Genomic DNA, 18,544 nt, shown 5'->3' with positions numbered 1-18,544 from the left:
CGGCACACATGTCACACCAGCCGCTCTCCGCCGTCGATCCCCAGCGACACCCCCGTCAGGAACGTGCTGGTCAGCGCGAAGACCACCGCCTGGGCGACGTCGCCGGCCGTGCCGATCCGGCGCGCCGGGTTGGTCGATCCGCGCTGCTCGAACAGCGCCGCCTTGCGCCGCGCGCCGAGGGCGTCGTACGCGCCGGTGTCGATCGTGCCCGGCGAGATCGCGTTGACCCGGATCGGCGCGAGCTCCACGGCCAGCGAGCGGACGATCGCGTCGACCGCGCCGTTGGTGGCCGCCACGGCCAGCATCCCGGGCGCGGGCTTGACGGCCGTCGCGCCGGAGAACAGCAGGAACGACCCGTCGGCGGGCATCCGGCCGGCGAAATGCTTGGCCAGCAGGATCGCGCCGACCGCCTTCGTCCGCAGCGACGCCGTCACCACCTCGGGGTCGAGCTCGGCCGCGGTGCCCCGGGCCCGCGCGGACGCGGTCGTGACGACGTGGTCGACGGTGCCGAGGCGCTGGGCGAGACCGGCGACGCTGGACTCGTCGGTCAGGTCGACGGCCTCGGCCCGGATCGCCGGGTCCGCGTACGCGGTGACCAGCGCGTCCCGGTCGCGCCCGGCGACCACCACGGTGCCGCCGGCCTCCCGCACGGCGTCGGTGGTGGCCTGGGCGATCCCGCCGCCGCGACCGATCACCAAGACGGTCCTGTCCTTGAGTGTCATCGTCCTACTCCCTTCGCTGCAGAATCTCGTCGGGATCGAGGCCCCGGTCGATGCCGTGCGGCACCACGGCCTGGCCCGGCTCGGGTGCGAGCCGCTTGCCGTCCAGCGACACGTCGACGAGGTCGGGCTCGAACGAGACCAGGTCGCCGATCGGCCGCACCTCGGGCCACGCCTCCCGGTAGGACCAGGCCGCCCGGCGCCGGTCGCCGACGTCGTAGTAGCTCGCCAGGCCCTTGTAGGGGCAGAACGTCTGCCCGTCGACCGGGGTCAGCGCGGCCGGGTCCACGTCGGCCCGCGGCACGTACCAGCGCGGCGCGAAACCGGACTCGTAGAGCACCAGCGGCCGCGGGGTGTCCGCGACGACCCGCTCACCGTCGCGCACGACGAGGCGGCGCGCGGTGCGGCGGATGTCGATCCGGTGGTACGGGTCGGCGGCGTGGCCGACGATCCGCTCGTCCTCCTCGTAGAAGGCGTCCATCGCCCGCCACCCGAACGCTACCCGGGCGCGCAGGTCGGCGGCGTGCTCCGGCAGGTCCGTGAACCGCCACGCCCCGCGCCGCTCGGCCCGGCCGGCGCCGCCGTGCACCGTGTACCACGCGGTCGGCCCGAGGTCGGGATGCCGGGTCACCACGTCGGTCTGCTCGAGCACCCCGCCCGCGACGGCCGCCGCCGGGAAGTAGGCGACCGGATAGCGGCCGGGTTCGTGCAACAGGACGACCTCCTCGCTGTCGGCGACCCAGCGGCCGCCGAGCCGCACCCGCATCCGCCGGCGCAGTCGCTCGGCGAAGAGCAGGCGCTCGGGCAGCGGATCGGGCACGAGGAACCGGCCCACCGGTGCGGCGGAGAGCGGCCCCTGCTGCCAGGCGAGTCCCATCACGCACCCCCTCCGTTTGAACTAATGCATAACTCGACGCTAGAAGCATTAGTCAGCGACGCGCAAGCGGTTCCGGGAGAAACTCGCGATCGTCTCACCTAATGGATACCCTGGGCGGGTGAGCATAAGCCTGGCGGACGTGCAGCGGGCCGGCTTCCCGATGGGCGGCGAGCCGCTGGTCGCGCTCGACCTGGTCGACACGAAGATGCTGGTCACCGACCCACCGCAGGACCTGATCGCCGACCCGGCCGCGGCCCGGGCCTGGTGGGCGCTGCAGTCGGCGCGGCTGCCCGGCGGCCCGGCGCCCGACCTGGCCGCCACCCGCCGCCTGCGCACCGCGCTGCGCGACCTGTTCGACGCCCACCTCGAGGGCCGCGCCCCGGAGCCGGGCTCGCTCGACGACGTCAACGCCGCGGTCGCCGCGGTCCCGACCAGCCTGCGCCTGGCGCTCGGCGGCGCGGGCTACCGTGAGGAGACCCGCTGGCACACGGAGCAGGGCGGCAACGCGGCGCTGGCGGCCACGGCCCGCGGCGCGATCGAACTCCTCGCCGACCCGCCCCGCCTGGCCCGCCTGCGCCGCTGCGCGAACCCCACCTGCTCGATGCTGTTCCTGGCCGAAACCACGAGACGGCAGTGGTGCACGCCGAACATCTGCGGCAACCGCACGCGGGTGGCCCGCCACTACGCGCGTACGCACCATCACCAGCAGCAGCGCTAGCGTTGAGGGCTGCCCTCCATGAACCGCGAGGAGGTGGCGACATGGACCCGAACCGCCCGGTCACCGAAGTGATGGCTGATACCTGTGACAACCGGCCGGACACGGTCTCCTTCGTCCGGGACCTGTTCGGCCGGCTGGGTGAGAAGTGGCCGATGCGGGCGCTCGACGTGCTGGCCGCCGGGCCCATCCGGTTCACCGCGCTGATGGCGGCGCTCCTGGACATCTCGCACCGGGTGCTCACCGCCACGCTGCGCACGCTCGAGAGCGACGGCATGGTCCGGCGCACCGCCTACGCCGAGACGCCGCCGCGCGTCGAGTACCGGCTGACCGACCTCGGCGAGAGCTTCCTCGTCCACGCCCACACCATGGTCGCCTGGGCCCAGGACCACCAGGCGGAGATCGAGCTCAACCGGGCCGCCATGTCACACCGTCAGGACCAGTGAGCCGGTGCTGCGCCGCGACTCCAGGTCGCGGTGCGCGTCGGCGACGTCCTTCAACGGGTACGTCGTGAGCCGCGGCGCCGGAATGCGGCCTGTGGCGATCAGGCGGAACAGGTCGTCCGCGATGGCCTGCCGGTCCACCGGGTCAGGCACGGTCGACGCCAGGCTCGGCGTGCTCAGCTCGACCCGCTTGGCGGCGACCGCCCGCGGATCGAGGTCGGCGGGGCCGGAGGCGCTGCCGAACAGCACGAGGCGTCCCCCCGGCGCGACCGCTCGCAGCGACAGTTCGGCCGTAGCCGCGCCTACGCCGTCGAAGACCGCGGCCACGCCCCGCCCGCCGGTGTACCGGAGCACCTCGCCGGCGAGGTCCGCGCCGGAGTCGAGCGCCAGCACGAGATCGGCGCCGGCGGCCCGGGCGGCGGCGACCTTGCCGGCAGAGCCCACCGTGCCGACGACGCGGACGTCCCTGGCCCGGGCCCAGCCGGTGACCAGCGAGCCGACCGCACCGGCGGCCGCGTGCACCAAAGCGACGTCCCCGGCCGACAGCCGCGTCACCCGGTCCACCAGCGCGCCCGCGAGCAGGCCCTTGGTGATGACGGCGGCGGCCACGTCGAAGTCGACGTCATCGGGCAGGCGTACCAGCGCGGTCGCCGGCACGATCCGTTCCTCCGCGTAGGCGCCCGGGGCGATCGGGTAGGCCACGCGGTCGCCGGGCGCGACGCCGGTGACGCCCGGGCCGATCGCGACCACCTCGCCGGCGCCCTCCACACCGATGGTGAGAGGGAAGCCACCGCTCGGGATCCGGCCCGACCGGAACGAGAGGTCGACGAAGTTGACGCCGATCGCATGCTGCCGCAGGCGTACCTCCTCGGGGCCTGGCTCGCGGACCGTCTCCTCCTCGGCGGTGAGTGTCTCCGGACCGCCGTACGCGTACTGGCGGATGACGAGGCTCATGATGTCTCTCCTTTTCGGATGGTCGCTCGGAAGCCGAGCAGCGACGCCACCACCGCGGTGGCGCCGGCGGATACGAACAGCGCGGTCAGCCCGGCGGAGTCGAGGACGACGCCACCCAGTCCCGCACCAATCGCGATGGCGAGCTGCAGCACCGAGATGAGCACCGCCGATCCCGCCTCGGGCGCGTTCGGTGTCGCGCTGAGCATGTGGGTCTGCAGCGCGAGTGGCACGAGTCCCCATAGGACACCCCAACCGGCCAGCGCGACTGCCACCCGCGCTGGCAGGCCCGCCAGCGCCGGCAGCAGGGCGAGGACGGCGCCGAACGCCAGCGCGGCCCCGGCGAAGGTCGCCATCTGGTCGCGTTCGACCAGCCGTGGCCCGACCAGGTTGCCGACGATGCCGGCGACGCCGTATCCGATGAAGAACAGGCTGGCGACCCCGGAGCTGAGATCGACCCGCTCCAGCAGGTACGGCGTGACGAACGTCGAGGCGGCGAACTGACCGACCGTGGCGATCGTGCCGGCGACCACGATCACCCGCGCGACCGGGACCCGGAGGACGCCGCGCAGGTGTCCGAACGTCATCCGGCCGGCCGCCGCGATCCGCGGCAGCACCGCGCACTCGGCGGCCACGATCAGCGCGGTCACCGTGGCGGCGGCCGCGAACGTCTCGCGCCAGCCGAGCAGCGCGCCGAAGAACTGGCCGGCGGGCAGGCCGATCACGGTACCGGCGGAGAGGCCCGCCAGGATGATCGCCGTGGCCCGGGTCCCGGCCCGCCGGCCGACGAGCCGGAAACCGAGCGGGGGTACGACGGCCCAGAAGCCGCCGATGGCGATGCCGAGGAACACGCGGGCGATCAGCAGGACGCCGAAGCTGGGCGCCACCGCGGCGAGTGCGTTGGACAGCAGCACCAGCGCGCCCAGGCCGATCACCACGGGCCGCCGGTCCAGGCGTCTCGCGGCCACGATGACCAGCGGTGCGGCGACGGCGGCGCTGAGGCCGGGCACCAGCACCAGCAGGCCCGCGGTGCCCAGCGAGACGTGCAGCTCACCCGCCACGAGCGGCAGGAACCCGACCGGGAGGAACTCGGTCGTCACGATGATCCCGGCCGCGAAGGCGAGCACCAGGACCGCGAACCAGGACCGCCGCGCCGGCTGTCGCTCTGTCGCCGGCGCGGCGGTGCCAGCTGTTCTCGTGGCGGTCATCGTGGATCCCCTGTCGCGCGTGGTACTCCTACCTGGCGACAACGCGCGGCCGGGGACCCCTGATCCCAATCAAGATCACGCACTTATTAGTGCGTCACGAACCTTTTCGTAACGTGCTCAGCTCGGGGCGTTGTAGCAGAGCACGTAGACCGTGGCCCCGCCCTCCGTGGCGCTGGTGTTCGCGAAGGCTCCACGCCACCCCGTCACCGGGCCGGCACCCGTCTGTTCCGGTCGCGTGCCGACCAGGGTCACGTTGGTGGTGTCGGCGAAGGCGCCGCCGCCCGTGGCGACCATGCCCCGCGGACACGACGCGACCCAGGACGCCTGGCTGGTTCCCGCGGGAACCGCCTGCGAGAGGGGCACCGTCTGGCCCGGCCCAGTCAGGCCGTCGTCCCCGGCCGGGCCCTGCGGCCCGCGGGGGCCCTGCGGCCCGCGCGGGCCCGTGAAGCCGCGCGGGCCCTGCTGGCCGCGGATGTTCCACGACACGGGCCGCTCGAACTGGTTGCAGCGCCGGTCGTTCGAGAACGGGTTGGGGATGCGCACGTCGCCGTTGCGGTTGTTGACGCACGCGTTGATGACGCCGCCGGCCGCCTCGGGCTCGTCGGCCTGGGCGAACCCGTTGAAGGCCAGCAGCACCGCGCCGGTCGCGCCGACCACGCCGAGGGCCCGCCAGGTGCGACGCCGGTTGAGTAGCTTCACTCTCACTCCTTGAAGTCAATCCTCCCAAATGGGACTCCAAGGCTGAGATTAGGTCAGTTATGACTGTCGGTATTCAAATCGCTACAAATCGTCAATCAACTCAGGGGGCAGCGGGCGGCGGTGCAGCACCACCAGGCCGGCCACTGCCCGCGTCAGCGCCACGTAGAGCCGGGCGAGCCCGCGCGGCTCCGCGGCCACGATGTCGGCCGGTTCCAGGACGATCACGTGGTCGAACTCGAGACCCTTGACCATGCTGGCCGGCACCACCGTGACGCCGGCCGGCAGGTCGAGCGCCGCGGCCGTGTCGTCGGCGGCGATGACCGCGACCGTCGCGCCGGTCTCCAAGCCGTCGATCGCCGCTCGCGCCGCGGCCGCGACATCGTCGACGCGGCGCACGGTCAGGGTCCCGCCCGGCTGGTAGGAGCGGGTCGGCTCGATGCCCGGAGCCAGCGCCCGGGCCGCGTAGTCCGCGATGAGCTGCGGCACCCGGTAACCGGTCCGCAGCTCCATCGCGCGCACCTCGCGCTTGCCGAGCCGGGCGACCAACTCCGGCCAACCGCCCGCGGCCAGCGGATGCGTCGCCTGCCCGAGATCGCCGACGACGGTCATCGACGCGTACGCGGCCCGCCGCGCGATCATCCGGCACTCCATCGGCGACAGGTCCTGCGCCTCGTCGACGATGACGTGCAGGTACTGGTCCGGGACCGGCGTGTCGTCCGCCTCCGCGACGGGCAGCGGCTCGGCCAGTTCCGGCACGTAGCCCTCCTCGCCGTGCGGGTCGTAGCCGTCGATCCAGCCCACCACCCGGTGGCCCTCGCGCAGGATGATCGCCTCGGCCCAGCGCTGGGCCAGCCCGGTCTGGTCGTTGTCGATGCCGGCGCCGGCGACGGCGATCGGGGTCGCCACACCCGGGGCGTAGAGCTCCCAGCCGTCGCGCAACCCGGTGCTCAGCACGAACGTGTCGACGAGCCGGGGCCCGCTGGTCAGCTCGCGGAGCTGCCACTCGGGCTTCGGTGCCCGGGGCGGTGGGGGCGGGGTGCCGAGCAGCCCCTCGAGCTCGTCGAGGAGCGGCACGTCGTCGACGGCCCAGCCCGCCTGGTCCTGGTAGGACGGAGCCAGCGTCGCGGCGTCGGGCACGATCGTCGGGTCGGCCAACCACCCCAGCACCGCCGCGGGCGTCAGCGCCGGCCACCAGCCGTGCAGGAACCGGTGGAACTCCGGCCGGTCGGCGGCCTCGTCGGTGAACAGCTCCCGGTCGAGGTGCGCGCCGTCCACCCTGGACCACAGCCGCTCGGTCAGCACGGCGACGGCGGTCGGGCGGGCGGAGTTGGGCGGCGTGCCCTCCCGCTCGCAGCGCGCCCGGATCTCACGACGGGCCGCCGTCAGCTCGTCGGCGTCGAGGGTGAGCACCTGGCCCGCGTACACGAGGCGCAGGTTTCGGGGTGCGCTCGGCGGTGTCTGCCAGATCAGGTCGGCCAGCACGCCGAGCATCCGCTCGCTGCCCTTGACCGCGGCCACCTCCGCGCGCTCCCGGCGGGTGGCGGTCACGCCGTCGAACAGCTCGCCGATCGCCCGCAGGTGCACGCTGTCCTCGCCGAGCGAGGGGAGCACCCGGCCGATGTAGTCGGTGAACACGGTGGACGGGCCGACGACCAGGATGCGGTCGCCGGTGAACCGGCCGCGGTCGGTGTAGAGCAGGTACGCGGCCCGGTGCAGGGCGACCTGGGTCTTGCCGGTGCCCGGCCCGCCGGTGATCAGGGTGACGCCGCGGGCGGGTGCCCGGATGGCCTCGTCCTGCTCGCGCTGGATGGTGGTGACGATGTCGCGCATGTGCGGGCCACGCGACCGGCGCAGCGAGGCCAGCAGCGCGCCCTCGCCGAGCACGCGCAGGTCGCCGGCGGCCTCGGGGGTGAGCACGTCGTCGTCGAGGCCGACGACCCGCGGGCCGCGGCAGAAGATGACCCGGCGGCGCACGACGCCGAGCGGGTCGCCCGTGGTGGCGCGGTAGAACGGTGCGGCGGCCGGCGCGCGCCAGTCGACGAGCAGCGGCTGGATGCCGTCGCGGACGCCCAACCGTCCGATGTGGTAGATGTCGCCGTCGTCGAAGTCGAGCCGGCCGAAGACGATGCCCTCCTCCTCCGTGTCGAGCTCGCGCATGCGGGTGGCGGCGCGGTGGACGATCGCGTCGCGCTCGACCAGGCCGGCGGCCGAGTTGCCGGCGGCCCGCCCGTACCCCTCGCCCTCGAGGTCCCTGGCCTGGCCGCGCAACACCTCCAGGCGCGCGTAGACCCGGTCGACGACCTGTTGCTCGGCGGCGATCTCCCGTTCCTCGGTGGCGGTCTCCTGCGTGCTGACGTCGGGCACGATGCTCCCCGGGATCCGTGCGGCAGTGGTCCCGGAAACCATATGGGCAGGTCAGGTGCCGAAAATCAGCACTGGGGCCGATTTGGCAGGGTTGTCTGCCTGATACAGTGAAAAGGGCAGGGGGTCAGCGGGACGGATAACAGACCGCGTAGACGATGGCCGGTTCCGGCAGGCTCGAGGTGCTGCTGAAGTCCGCACGCCACCCCGTCAAGGGTCCTCCGGTGGCCGGCTCGGGTCGGTCGATCAGCACGTCGAGCGCCGGCGTGCTGAGCGCGACACCGCCGCCCGTCGCGACCATCCCCTCCGGACAGTTCGCCACGACCGAGGTGCCCTGCGAGCCGGCCGGCACGCTCACCGCCGCGTCGACCGACAGGCCCGCACCCAGCACACCGGCCGGGCCGCGCGGCCCCCGGATGTTCCAGGCCAGCACGTTCTCGAACGGGCCGCAGCCGCCGTGGGTCGGGACGCGCAGGACGCCGGTGTGCTTGTTGGCGCAGGCCCGGATGGCGCCGGCGCCCTCCGGTTCGGCGCGGGCGAGACCGCCGAAGGCGAGCAGGGCGGCGGCGGCCAGGCCGGACGCGACGAGGGCGCGATGCGTAAAAGGCTTCACGTCCGGATCGTACGCATTTATGCCCTATGCAGTAGGTCGTAACGCCAGTTGTTGCTGCGCATGACGTGACCCGGCGGGTACTCGAAGTCGGTCTCGTCGACGAGCGCGAAGCCGGCCTTGCGGCAGACCGCGTTCGAGGCGGCGTTCGCCACGCGCGGGAAGGCGTGCAGCCACCGGTGCCGGCCGTCGGCCCGGGCGGCCGCGATCACCGCGTGCACGGCCGCGGTCGCGACGCCCCGGCCCTGAAAGGCTGGCAGCACGTTCCAACCGGTCTCGTAGACCGGCACGTCGCCCCAGACCCGGCTCCAGTAGGCGACGCTGCCGGCCGCGGCGTCGTCGACCGCGATGCGGAACATCTGGCCGCCGGTCAGCGCGAGGTAGCGCCGGTGCCGGGCCACGACCTGCTCCTCGGTCTCCGGACCGCCGACGTGCGCGCGCATCTCCGGAGTGTTGATCTTCCGCAGCAGGGGCAGGTCGTCGTCGGACCAGGGCACGAGCTTCACCGCGCCACGGTCCCTCGACGTCCGCCCAGGTCGCAACAGGTTTCAGGTTGAGCGTGCGGGTTTGCCGGGTAGCCCGGTGGGAGCGCCCTTCGGCGTGGAGTAACTTTACAATGAAAACCATTTCCAACAAGATGTGGCCATGAGCAACTCGGATCCGATCACCGCGGCCCGGCGTACGCCGGTCGACAGCCGACCCGCCGTCACCGTGCTCGCGGGCTTCCAGCCGACCGCCACCGCCGCGGTCGCCCGCCTGCTGCAGATCGCGGACCCACGGCTGGTCTCGGTGGGCCACGACCTGAGCCGGGTACGCGACGGCGTCGTGCGCCGCGTCGTCCGCACCGCAGCCGAGGTGCTGGAGGACGAGGCGGTCACCCTCATGCACGGGTGCGTGTCCTGCACGCTGCGCGAGGACGTGCTGCCGACCCTCGTGCGGCTGAGCCGCGCCCGGCCGGGCGCCGACATCGCGCTGCTGCTGCCGCGGGTGGTCGAACCCGAGGCCGTCGCCGGCGCCTGCGCGCACTGCGAGGTCGACGGCCGGCCGGTGACCGACGCCGTCCGCTTCGACTCGTACGTCACGGTCGTCGACGCCGAGCACCTGCTCGCGGACCTGACCAGCGCCGACGACCTGCGCCACCGCGACCTGCACGCGGCCGCCGACGACGACCGGGCGGTCGCGGACGTCGTGACGCGGCAGATCGAGTTCGCGGACACGACCGTGCTCTGGGGTGGTCCGGCGGTCGAGGGCTACGACCTCGCCAGGGCCGGGGTGCTGCTCTCGCGGCTGGCCCCGTGGGCGACGCAGGTGGTCGTCGACGCGAGCCGCCGGGTCGACTGCACCGATCTGGCGGCGCGGCTGCGCCACACCGGCCGGCACAACCCGCGGGTGCCGGGCATGAACGGGCGGGCACTGGAGGGCTACGCGATCGCGGTGCACAGCCCGGAGCCCGACTGCGGCGTGGTGTCGATGCTCTTCGAGGCGCGGCGCCCGTTCCACCCGGGGCGGCTGCACGCGGCGCTGTCGACCCTGGCGGCGGAGACGCTGCGCGGGCGCGGCCAACTCTGGCTCGCGACCCAACCCGACACGGCCATCGCGTACGAGTCGGCGGGCGGTGGCGTGGGCATGGGCAGCCTCGGCCACTGGCTCGCGGCGCTGCCGGCCGCGCACTGGGCCGTGGCCAGCCCCGACCGCCGCGCGACGGCCGACCTCGCCTGGGACGCGGCCTTCGGCGACCGCCGTACCGTGCTGGCCTTCGTGGGTCTGGACTTCGCCGCCGACTCGCTCGCCGCGCTGCTGACCGACTGCCTCGCCACCGACCGTGAACTCGGCCCGGGCGCGCGGCTGCCGGACCCGTTCGCGGACCGTTTCCCGCTCACCGTCATCGACCCGGAGGACTGACCATGAAGCGCGACATCCACCCGAAGTACCGGCAGGTCGTCTACCGCGACCGCTCGGCGGACTTCGCCTTCCTCACCCGCTCGACGGCCGACAGCAACCAGACCGTCGAGTGGACGGACGGCAACACGTACCCGGTGATCGACGTCGAGATCTCGGCGGCGAGCCACCCGTTCTGGACGGGCCGGCAGCGGCTGCTCGACAGCGAGGGCCGCGTGGAGAAGTTCCGCCGCAAGTACGCCCGGAAGCAGCAGTCCTAGGAGGCCTGGCGGATCGGCATGTCGGCGAGCCAGGCGTCGGCCAGGTCCGGCAGGGGCACGTCGAGAGCCTGGCTCAGGCAGACCACGGTGCCGAACGCCGGCGCGGGCAGGCGGCCGGCCTCGATCTTGCGTAGCGTCTCGGGGGAGATGCCGGCCGCCAGGGCCACCTCGACGAGGCCGCGGGCGCCCCGCGCGGCCCGCAGGGCGGTGCCGAGGCGCCGGCCCGCCGCGATCTGGGCGGCGGTGAGTGGTTGGCGAACCATGCGAGCAGGATATCCCTTGTCGTGGCCGGTCCGGTGCGGCGTGGTATAAAAATACCGGCATTAAAATACCGCACCAGGAGGTACGCCGTGATCGAGCTCAAGTCCGCCGACGAGATCGGCCGGATGGCGGTGGCCGGCCAGTTCGTCGGTGGACTGCTCGCCGAGCTCCGGGGTGTGGCCGCGGTCGGCGTCAACCTGCTGGAGATCGAGCAGCACGCCCGCCGCCGCATCAAGGAGCGCGGCGCGGAGTCGTGCTACTGGGACTACGCCCCGTCGTTCGGCCGTGGCCCGTTCCGCAACGTGCTGTGCCTGTCGGTCAACGACGCGGTGCTGCACGGCCTGCCGCACGACTACGTCCTGCGCGACGGTGACCTGCTGAGCATCGACATGGCGGTCGGCATCGACGGCTGGAACGCCGACTCGGCCCTCTCGTTCGTCGTGGGCACCCCCGACCCGGCCGACCTGAAGCTGATCGAGGCGACCGAGGCCGGGCTCGAGGCGGCGATCAAGGCAGCCCAGCCCGGCGGCCGCCTGGGCGACATCTCCGCGGCGATCGGCGAGGTGGCCCACGCGTACGGCTACGGCGTCAACGCGGAGTTCGGCGGCCACGGCATCGGCCGCACGATGCACGAGGCGCCACACGTCTCCAACGACGGCCGGGCGGGCCGGGGCATGCGGCTGGAGCCGGGCCTGACGCTCGCGATCGAGCCCTGGCTCTGCGCCACGACCGACAAGATCCGCTACGACCAGGACGGCTGGACGATCCGCTCGGCCGACGGCTCGCGCACGGCCCACTCGGAACACACGGTCGCGATCACGGAGTCGGGCCCGCAGGTCCTGACGGCCCGCCCCACCACGATCCCGCCCGCGGCCTGACCCGCGCCGGGCCCCGTGCGCCGGTTGTGAAGGTCTGTGGCGGATCGCGTGCAGGCCCGGGTTCGCGGCGTGCGGCGCTCGTACCGTCGCAGCGTGGAGAGCTTCGACGTGCTGGTGGTGGGGGCCGGGCTGGCCGGGTTGCACACCGCGCGCCGGCTGGCCGAAGCCGGGCTGACCGTGCTGGTGGTCGACCGGCGGCGGTCGTTGACCGTCGGGATCCGGACCACCGGGATCTTCGTGCGGCGTACCCTCGACGACTTCGACCTGCCGGCGCGTCTGCTCGGGCCCGGTGTGCGCGACGTCCTGCTCTATCCCCCGTCGCGGCGGGCGCCGGTGCGGCTGCGCAGCGAGCGCGACGAGTACCGGGTGGCCGACATGGCCGCCGTCTACGGCCACGCGCGACGGGCCGCCGAGGCCGCCGGGGCACAGGTCCGGCTGGGCGTCCGGTACGAGGGCCGCGCGGCCGGCGCGGTGCGGCTCGGTGGCGCCGAGCCGGTGGCGGCCCGGTTCGTCGTCGGGGCCGACGGTGCCCGGTCGCGGGTCGCCCGGGACCTCGGCCTGGACGTCAACCGGCGGTTCATCGTCGGCGCCGAGATCGTGCATCCGATCGCGCAGGGGCGCAGCGCGCCGGCGTTCCACTGCGTGATCGACCCGCGGGTGGCGCCCGGCTACCTCGGGTGGGTCATCGCCGACGGGCACAGTGCCCACGTCGGGGTCGCGGGGTATCCGGCCGCCATGCGGGCCGGCGTCCGCCGGCTGCTGGAGACGTTCGCGGCGGACGCGCCGGGTCGCTCGGCGCCGACCGGGCCCGTCGAGCGGCGCGGTGGGCCGATCCCCGTCGGTGGTGTCTTGCGCCGGCTGGCCTGCCCCGACGGCCTGCTGGTCGGCGATGCGGCCGGTGCGGTCTCGCCGCTGACCGCGGGCGGGCTCGACCCGTGCCTGCGGCTGTCCGAGTTGGCGGCGACGGTCACCGCCGACTACCTGCGCACCGGCGACACGGACGTGCTCCGGCGCTACGACGGCGGCGCGCTGCGCGCCCGGTTCCGGGGCCGGCTGTTGCTGCGGCGAGCGTTCAGCGGCCTCCGGTCGACGGTGGTGGCGGAGGCGGCGGTCGCACTGCTCCGCAGCCGCGCGGGGCACGCGGCCGCGGCCCGAATCCTGTTCGGGGACGGTTCCTTCCCGAGCGTGACGCCGGCATTCAGCGGAACCCGAGAGGCGCCCACATACGAGCCGGGAACGTGACGTCGGCGTTCAGTGGAACTCGAGAAGCGCCGACAACGTCGGTCCCGGATCCACGAGCCGGGACACGTGGCCGCCCGGCACCTGGATCAGGCGGGCGCCTGGGATGCCGTCGGCCAGCTCGCGGGACTGCGCCGGTGGGACGAAGCGGTCGCCCGTCGCCGACACGATCAGCGTCGGTACGGCTATGCGGTCCAGGTCCGCGGTGACGTCCAGGCGGAGGCCCAGGTCGATCTGGGCCGCCGTACCCGGTGCCGGGTCCGTCGCCAGCATCGCGATCAGCCGGGCGATCTGGTCCTCCGGCAGGTCCGCGAGGTAGTCGTCCGAGAAGGACAGCGTCACCAGCAGCTTGCCCAGGTCCGGGTCGTTCCGGTCGAGCAGGGCCGCCCACAGTTCCAGGTTCATCCGCAGCAGCGGGCGAGGGCGGGCGAAGCCGACGACCGTGGCCAGGCGCTCCACACGTTCCGGGTGTCGGGTCGCCAGCCGGATCGCGATCGGTGCGCCGAGGGACGCGCCGGCGATGGCGAAGGTTCGCAGGCCCGCATCGGCCGCGGTGGCCGCGACCCGGTCCGCGAGCGTGTCGAGGTCCAACGGGCCGTCTTCCACCGGCGTCGCGCCGGAGCCGGGCAGGTCCAGCAGCACCACCGTGTGCGCCGCGGCGAGCCCGTCCACGAGCGGGCCCCAGCTTCGGCGTCCGGTGCTGCTGGTGCCGTGCAGCAGAACCAGACCGGGACCGTTACCGGCGACCTCGTACGACAGGACATCGCTCATCATTGGACCGTACGAGGCCCACGACCGCGATGTCGCCGAACCGTCAGCGGGGCTGGCGCCGATCGGCCGCCGCGTAGGAGGCGCCCGCCGTCAGGGCCGCGACCGCCAGCACCGACGGCCAGGCGCCGATCCGCTTGGCGAGCGGGTGCGAGAGGCCGAAGGCGCCGACGTACGTCGCCAGGAGCGCGCCGGTCACCGCCGGGCTGGTGCGCCGGGCCCACTCGCGGCCGGCCACGACACCGCCGGCGGCCAGGACCGCGCCGCCGAGCGGACGGATGCCGGTCCGGCGGGCGATCTGCCAGCCGCCGATCAGGGAACCCGCGGTGATCAACGCGGTGGGAACACGCATGCTCCGAAGCTACACCGGGGCCTAGGTGGCGTCGGCCAGCTCGTCGCGGAGCGCGCGGACGGTGGCGGCGGCGGTCGCGACGTCGGCGGACTCCTCCCACAGGCTGCGCCACTCCGAGTCGTCGCCGAGCACCTGGTCCAGGGCCCGGACCGCCAGGTCGGTCAGGTCCGCGGGGAGGGTCAGGGCACCGGGTTGGGCCGACTTGGGCGCGTACGGCGAGTCGAGCGGCGTCGCCCCCGGCAACTGGGCCGCGACGACCGCCGCGGCGGCCACCGCCTCGGCCGCCAGGTCGGCGTCCAGGTAGTCCTCGTCCGGGTCCGCCGCCGTGTCCAGCGCGTCGCGGATCAGGTCGGCCCGGCGCTCCAGCGGTGCGTCGTCGAGGTCCGCGCACCAGTCGGCGGCGGCGTCGTTGTCGAACGGGCCTACGTCCCACGTACCCATCTCGTACCCCCATGTCTGTTGATCTTTCGGAGCGGAAGGGTAACCCAGCGGCTGCCGTGGCAGGATGGGCGGCCTCACAGTGACCGGGAGGGCGGCGCCGGATGAGTGACGAGCTCGACGAGATGGCCCGGCAGGTCATCGACAGCAACAAGTACATGTCGCTCGGCACGGTCGGGCCGGACGGCCGGCCGCGGGTGTCGCCGGTCTATTTCACGCACGTCGGCTACCGCGCGTTCTACTGGGTGTCCGGGCCGGGCGCCCGGCACTCGCGCAATGTGGCCGAGCGGCCCGCGGTGGCCCTGGTGATCTTCGACTCGACGGTGGCGATCGGTCAGGGGCGCGCGGTGTACGTGGACGCCGAGGCGACCCAGGTGCCCGACGACGAGTTGCCGCGCCGGTGCGCGGAGGTGTTCGGCGCGGTGGCGGACGGCGCGGTGCGGTTCGCCCCGGAGGAGCTGTCCGGCGACGCGGACCTGCGGCTGTACGTGGCCCGCGCGACCGACCTCGACGTGCACATCCCGGGCGGCGACCCGCGCTACGGCACGGGCATCGACTCCCGCCGCCGGGTGGAGCCCTAACGCGGCTCGGCCGCCGCGGCGTCCTGGTCCGCGGCCGCGCGCTGCTGCGGCGGGTCGACCTGCCGCGCCAGGTCGACGGCCCCCGCGTCGGCCTCCGGGTCCGCCTGCTGCGCCGGCTCGGCCTCCGCCGGGGGGACCGGCGCGGCCGTCGTCGCCTGGTGGGCGGCCAGCAACTCGCGGAGGGCGCGGACGCCGTCGAGGGCGTACTCGCGGTCGACGATCTGGAGCGCCACGATCGTCACCAGGTCGTCGTCGTGCAGTTCCGCGCTCGCGAACGAGACGCCGCGTTCGAAGCGGATGGCGCGTACGACCTCCCAGGGCAGGTCGTACGAGCCGATCACGTTGCGGATGCGGATGCCCGTCGCGTCGGCGTCGACGCGGGGGCGCAGGAACAGCAGGATGGCGGCGGCGAACGCGATGCCGAGCCCGATCATGGCCGTCTGGTCGCCGCGCTGGAAGACGGCCGGGCCGTCGCCCGTCGCGCCCGTCAGGCCGAAGCTGACCACGGTGAACACGACCACGACCGCGATGGCGGCACCGATCGCGACCTTGCGGGCCCGCTGCGGGCGGAACGTCACCGTTGCACTGCTCACGGCGACTCAGCCTACAGGCGGCAGTTGTGGATGCCGGTCACCAGGATCGCGCGGGCACCCAGGTCGTACAACTCATCCATGATCTTGTGTACGTCCGACCGCAGCACCATGGCCTGGACCGCCACCCAGCCCTCGCGGTGCAGCGGCGAGACGGTCGGCGACTCGATGCCCGGCGTCAACTGGGTCGCCCGCTCGAGCAGGTCGGCCCGCACGTCGTACGCGAGCATCACGTAGCGGCGCGCCACCAGCACGCCCTGCAGCCGCCGGATGAGCTGGGCGACCGGCGCCGACGCCACCGAGTCCCGGCCGATCAGCAACGCCGACGAGGTCAGGATGGGGTCGCCGATCACCGCGAGCCCGGCCTGGCGCAGCGTCGCACCGGTCTGCACGACGTCGGCGACCACGTCGGCCACGCCGAGCCGGATCGCGTTCTCGACCGCGCCGTCGAGGCGGATCACCTCGGCACTCAGACCCCGCTCGTCAAGATAGCGGCCGACCACGCCGGGGAACGACGTCGCCACCCGGCGGCCGGCGATCTCGTCGATCGTGGTGATCGTCGACGGGTGCCCGGCGAACCGGAACTCCGCGCCGGCGAAGTCCAGGTCGAGCAACTCGTCGGCCGGGCTGCCGGCGTCGACCAGCAGGTCCCGGCCGGTGATGCCGAGGTCGAGATCGCCGGAGCCGACGTAGGTGGCGATGTCGCGGGGTCGCAGGTAGAAGAACTCGACGTCGTTGGCGTCGTCGCGGCAGACCAGGTCACGCTCGTCGGTGCGCTGGCGGTAGCCCGCCTCGCGGAGCATCTCGGCGGCCGGACGGGACAGGGTGCCCTTGTTGGGCACGGCGATACGCAGCATTTCGGGGAACTCCTGAGGAAGAGAATGGACCGGTCCGTGAGCGCGGGGCTCACAGATGTCGGTACACGTCCTCCAGCTTCAGGCCGGTGGCCAGCATCAGCACCTGCGTCTGGTAGAGCAGCTGCGAGATCTCCTCGGCGGCCCGGGCGGGGCCCTCGTGCTCGGCGGCCATCCACGACTCGGCCGCCTCCTCGACGACCTTCTTGCCGATCGCGTGCACCCCGCGCTCGAGCGCGGCGACGGTGCCCGAGCCCGGGGTGCCGGCCTCGGCCTTCGCCGACAGCTCGGCGAAGAGCTCCTCGAACGTCTTCACGCGACCATCCAACCAGGCAGCGGCGCCGCTGCCGAACGCCGGCCTATTCGACGACCACGATGTGGTCGTCCGAGGCGCCGCCGGCCACGGTCACCGTCAGGGTGTACCGGCCCGGCGGCACGGTCAGTGTGAGCTGCGCCTCACGCTGGGCCGGGCTGCCGCCGGCGAGGGTCAGGTCGCGGGGATAGCCCGCGACCGCCGGGGTGATGTCGAGCCGGGCGGTCGCGGCGAAGCCGGCGACGTGCACCTCCACCCGGCCGCCGCGGACCACGTCGTCGTGCTGCGGGTTGATCAACCAGACCGGGGCCAGCGTGTCGATCGCCGGCGCGCGCCGCAGCACCGGGCCGCCAGCGCCGATCCGCACCTCAGGGAGCGTGCTCGCGGCGGTCACGGTCCAGACGAGTTGCTGGGTGGCGAGGGCGGACGGCGAGGTCGCACCGCCGAGGTCGACCGTGACCACGTCGCCCGCGACCGTGACGTCCCGCACCGCGGTGCCCGCCGGCCACGCCGAGGTGTAGTCGGGGTCCAGCGGCGCGGTGCCGAACATCAGCGCCAGCGCCGCGCGTACCCGATCGGTCGGGGTGTCCGCGGCGGCCGCCCGGTGGAACTCGCGCACCAACCGGTCGTCGTGCGACCAGTACACGGCGACCAGCGGACCGGCCGCGACCGTCGGCGAGGCGCCGGCGCTCGCGGTCGGGGTCGAGGTCGGGGACCCGGGCAGCGGGGCGGGTCCCGGCCGGTCGACGGCGAAGATCAAGGCGACGGCGGCCGCCACGGCCATGCCGGCACCGAGCCAGACCCGGACGGCGGCGCGGGTACGGCGCCGCCGGGTACGCGCGCGGATGGTGGACAGCGCGTCGGGGCGGACGTCCACGGTGGACGCCTCGGACTCCAGCGCGCGCCGGATCGTCTCTTCGGGGGTCATGCCAGGCGCTCCAGGATCGGGCGCAGGGCGGCGACCGCCCGTGCGGCGTGGCTCATGACGGCGCCCCGGCTGACCCCCATCGCCTCGGCGATCTCCGCCTCCGACAGGTCGGCGTAGTAGCGCAGCACGATCGCCTCCCGCTGCCGCGCCGGCAGCCGGCGGATCGCGTCGAGCACCGCGGCCTGGGTGAGCAGCGCCAGCGCGCCGGCCTCCGCACTCGGCGCGTCCGGCGGCGGATGGCTGGCCGCGAGGTGGGCGTCGACGACCTTGCGGTGCCGCAACGCGGACCGGCACCCGTTGACCACGGTCACCCGCAGGTAGGCGAGTGCCTTGTCGGGATCGCGCAGCTTGTGCCAGCGGGCGTGCAACCGCACGAAGCCGTCCTGGACGATCTCCTCCGCGATCCCGCGCTCGTGCAGCAGCAGGCTGGCCAGCCGCACCATCGGGCGGTAGTGCGCGCCGAAGAGATGGGTGACCGCCTCGTCGGCGTCCCATCGCGTGTGTGGTCGGTCGGCCATGACCCTCCCGGGACGTGGCGCGGTCAACTCGGCTGGCACGGCAGGATGACGCGCCAGGCGTGCGTCTGGTTTACCGCCGACA

The 18,544-nt window shown here is 73.8% G+C and carries 23 protein-coding genes and 1 pseudogene; 7 read left to right on the top strand and 17 right to left on the bottom strand.

Features of this window, described 5'->3' with window-relative positions; all coding sequences use genetic code 11:
• Nucleotides 1-11: 11 nt before the first annotated feature.
• Nucleotides 12-722 carry an SDR family oxidoreductase gene (locus Asi02nite_RS04800; RefSeq protein ID WP_203710909.1) on the bottom strand — a complete coding sequence of 237 codons (711 nt, stop codon included), beginning with the start codon at nucleotides 720-722 and terminating at the stop codon, nucleotides 12-14.
• Between the two features lie 4 nt (nucleotides 723-726).
• Complete coding sequence (locus tag Asi02nite_RS04795) at nucleotides 727-1,596, bottom strand: DUF427 domain-containing protein (protein ID WP_239126493.1); 870 nt, start codon at nucleotides 1,594-1,596, stop codon at nucleotides 727-729.
• A 118-nt stretch (nucleotides 1,597-1,714) separates the two neighbouring features.
• Between Asi02nite_RS04795 and Asi02nite_RS04790 the strand changes: the two genes are divergently transcribed.
• Complete coding sequence (locus Asi02nite_RS04790) at nucleotides 1,715-2,314, top strand: CGNR zinc finger domain-containing protein (protein ID WP_203710907.1); 600 nt, start codon at nucleotides 1,715-1,717, stop codon at nucleotides 2,312-2,314.
• A gap of 41 nt (nucleotides 2,315-2,355) precedes the next feature.
• Nucleotides 2,356-2,757 carry a winged helix-turn-helix transcriptional regulator gene (locus tag Asi02nite_RS04785; RefSeq protein WP_203710906.1) on the top strand — a complete coding sequence of 134 codons (402 nt, stop codon included), beginning with the start codon at nucleotides 2,356-2,358 and terminating at the stop codon, nucleotides 2,755-2,757.
• Here Asi02nite_RS04785 and Asi02nite_RS04780 read toward each other — a convergent pair.
• The 6 genes from Asi02nite_RS04780 to Asi02nite_RS04755 form a co-directional block, all read right to left on the bottom strand.
• Nucleotides 2,737-3,708, bottom strand: coding sequence for a quinone oxidoreductase family protein (locus tag Asi02nite_RS04780; RefSeq protein ID WP_203710905.1), 972 nt, complete (start codon nucleotides 3,706-3,708; stop codon nucleotides 2,737-2,739). The two genes, Asi02nite_RS04785 and Asi02nite_RS04780, sit on opposite strands and share 21 nt — an antisense overlap.
• Nucleotides 3,705-4,913, bottom strand: coding sequence for an MFS transporter (locus Asi02nite_RS04775; protein ID WP_203710904.1), 1,209 nt, complete (start codon nucleotides 4,911-4,913; stop codon nucleotides 3,705-3,707). Before Asi02nite_RS04775 ends, Asi02nite_RS04780 begins: the two co-directional genes overlap by 4 nt.
• 117 nt (nucleotides 4,914-5,030) lie before the next feature.
• On the bottom strand, nucleotides 5,031-5,612 hold the full coding sequence (locus tag Asi02nite_RS04770; RefSeq protein WP_203710903.1) for a collagen-like protein: 582 nt from the start codon (nucleotides 5,610-5,612) through the stop codon (nucleotides 5,031-5,033).
• Nucleotides 5,613-5,693: 81 nt separating this feature from the next.
• Nucleotides 5,694-7,976 carry a HelD family protein gene (locus tag Asi02nite_RS04765; RefSeq protein WP_239126479.1) on the bottom strand — a complete coding sequence of 761 codons (2,283 nt, stop codon included), beginning with the start codon at nucleotides 7,974-7,976 and terminating at the stop codon, nucleotides 5,694-5,696.
• A gap of 124 nt (nucleotides 7,977-8,100) precedes the next feature.
• Nucleotides 8,101-8,586: a hypothetical protein gene (locus Asi02nite_RS04760; RefSeq protein WP_203710901.1), complete on the bottom strand. Its 486-nt coding sequence runs from the start codon at nucleotides 8,584-8,586 to the stop codon at nucleotides 8,101-8,103.
• A gap of 17 nt (nucleotides 8,587-8,603) precedes the next feature.
• Nucleotides 8,604-9,089, bottom strand: a complete 486-nt coding sequence (locus Asi02nite_RS04755) for a GNAT family N-acetyltransferase (protein WP_203710900.1) — start codon at nucleotides 9,087-9,089, stop codon at nucleotides 8,604-8,606.
• A gap of 139 nt (nucleotides 9,090-9,228) precedes the next feature.
• Here Asi02nite_RS04755 and Asi02nite_RS04750 point away from each other — a divergent pair, with 139 nt between their 5' ends.
• Complete coding sequence (locus Asi02nite_RS04750) at nucleotides 9,229-10,485, top strand: CobW family GTP-binding protein (protein WP_203710899.1); 1,257 nt, start codon at nucleotides 9,229-9,231, stop codon at nucleotides 10,483-10,485.
• A gap of 2 nt (nucleotides 10,486-10,487) precedes the next feature.
• Complete coding sequence (locus Asi02nite_RS04745) at nucleotides 10,488-10,742, top strand: type B 50S ribosomal protein L31 (RefSeq protein WP_203710898.1); 255 nt, start codon at nucleotides 10,488-10,490, stop codon at nucleotides 10,740-10,742.
• Here Asi02nite_RS04745 and Asi02nite_RS04740 read toward each other — a convergent pair.
• A complete protein-coding gene (locus Asi02nite_RS04740) occupies nucleotides 10,739-11,005 on the bottom strand; it encodes a helix-turn-helix domain-containing protein (protein ID WP_203710897.1) in 267 nt (88 codons plus the stop codon). The two genes, Asi02nite_RS04745 and Asi02nite_RS04740, sit on opposite strands and share 4 nt — an antisense overlap.
• Nucleotides 11,006-11,092: 87 nt before the next feature.
• Here Asi02nite_RS04740 and map point away from each other — a divergent pair, with 87 nt between their 5' ends.
• Together map and Asi02nite_RS04730 are read left to right on the top strand one after the other, a co-directional pair.
• Nucleotides 11,093-11,881 (top strand): type I methionyl aminopeptidase, encoded by a 789-nt coding sequence (gene map, locus Asi02nite_RS04735; protein ID WP_203710896.1) that lies wholly within the window; start codon nucleotides 11,093-11,095, stop codon nucleotides 11,879-11,881.
• Between the two features lie 93 nt (nucleotides 11,882-11,974).
• Nucleotides 11,975-13,123, top strand: a complete 1,149-nt coding sequence (locus Asi02nite_RS04730; protein ID WP_203710895.1) for an FAD-dependent oxidoreductase — start codon at nucleotides 11,975-11,977, stop codon at nucleotides 13,121-13,123.
• Between the two features lie 9 nt (nucleotides 13,124-13,132).
• On the opposite strand, the gene Asi02nite_RS04725 is transcribed toward Asi02nite_RS04730, so the two are convergent.
• From Asi02nite_RS04725 to Asi02nite_RS04715, 3 genes are read right to left on the bottom strand one after another with little or no spacing between them, the layout of a single operon-like run.
• Nucleotides 13,133-13,891 (bottom strand): alpha/beta fold hydrolase, encoded by a 759-nt coding sequence (locus tag Asi02nite_RS04725; RefSeq protein WP_203710894.1) that lies wholly within the window; start codon nucleotides 13,889-13,891, stop codon nucleotides 13,133-13,135.
• 43 nt (nucleotides 13,892-13,934) lie between these two features.
• Nucleotides 13,935-14,240: a hypothetical protein gene (locus Asi02nite_RS04720; RefSeq protein WP_203710893.1), complete on the bottom strand. Its 306-nt coding sequence runs from the start codon at nucleotides 14,238-14,240 to the stop codon at nucleotides 13,935-13,937.
• A gap of 21 nt (nucleotides 14,241-14,261) precedes the next feature.
• On the bottom strand, nucleotides 14,262-14,681 hold the full coding sequence (locus Asi02nite_RS04715) for a DUF4259 domain-containing protein (RefSeq protein WP_203710892.1): 420 nt from the start codon (nucleotides 14,679-14,681) through the stop codon (nucleotides 14,262-14,264).
• A gap of 101 nt (nucleotides 14,682-14,782) precedes the next feature.
• Between Asi02nite_RS04715 and Asi02nite_RS04710 the strand changes: the two genes are divergently transcribed.
• Nucleotides 14,783-15,259, top strand: a complete 477-nt coding sequence (locus tag Asi02nite_RS04710; protein ID WP_203710891.1) for a pyridoxamine 5'-phosphate oxidase family protein — start codon at nucleotides 14,783-14,785, stop codon at nucleotides 15,257-15,259.
• Between the two features lie 158 nt (nucleotides 15,260-15,417).
• On the opposite strand, the pseudogene Asi02nite_RS04705 reads toward Asi02nite_RS04710, so the two are convergent.
• From Asi02nite_RS04705 to Asi02nite_RS04685, 5 genes and pseudogenes are all read right to left on the bottom strand, one after another.
• Nucleotides 15,418-15,852 (bottom strand): annotated as a pseudogene (locus tag Asi02nite_RS04705) (PH domain-containing protein); the annotation flags it as partial.
• A gap of 11 nt (nucleotides 15,853-15,863) precedes the next feature.
• Nucleotides 15,864-16,706: an ATP phosphoribosyltransferase gene (hisG, locus tag Asi02nite_RS04700; protein ID WP_203710889.1), complete on the bottom strand. Its 843-nt coding sequence runs from the start codon at nucleotides 16,704-16,706 to the stop codon at nucleotides 15,864-15,866.
• 49 nt (nucleotides 16,707-16,755) lie between these two features.
• Nucleotides 16,756-17,019: a phosphoribosyl-ATP diphosphatase gene (locus tag Asi02nite_RS04695; RefSeq protein ID WP_203710888.1), complete on the bottom strand. Its 264-nt coding sequence runs from the start codon at nucleotides 17,017-17,019 to the stop codon at nucleotides 16,756-16,758.
• Nucleotides 17,020-17,062: 43 nt separating this feature from the next.
• Nucleotides 17,063-17,944, bottom strand: a complete 882-nt coding sequence (locus tag Asi02nite_RS04690; protein ID WP_203710887.1) for a GerMN domain-containing protein — start codon at nucleotides 17,942-17,944, stop codon at nucleotides 17,063-17,065.
• Nucleotides 17,941-18,462: a SigE family RNA polymerase sigma factor gene (locus Asi02nite_RS04685; RefSeq protein ID WP_203710886.1), complete on the bottom strand. Its 522-nt coding sequence runs from the start codon at nucleotides 18,460-18,462 to the stop codon at nucleotides 17,941-17,943. Before Asi02nite_RS04685 ends, Asi02nite_RS04690 begins: the two co-directional genes overlap by 4 nt.
• Nucleotides 18,463-18,544: the final 82 nt, after the last annotated feature.

The organism is Asanoa siamensis, from assembly GCF_016862555.1.
Classification (GTDB): Bacteria; Actinomycetota; Actinomycetes; order Mycobacteriales; family Micromonosporaceae; genus Asanoa; species Asanoa siamensis.
The sequence above is the reverse complement of the archived record's forward strand: the minus strand, read 5'-3'. Positions and strand labels throughout refer to the sequence as shown.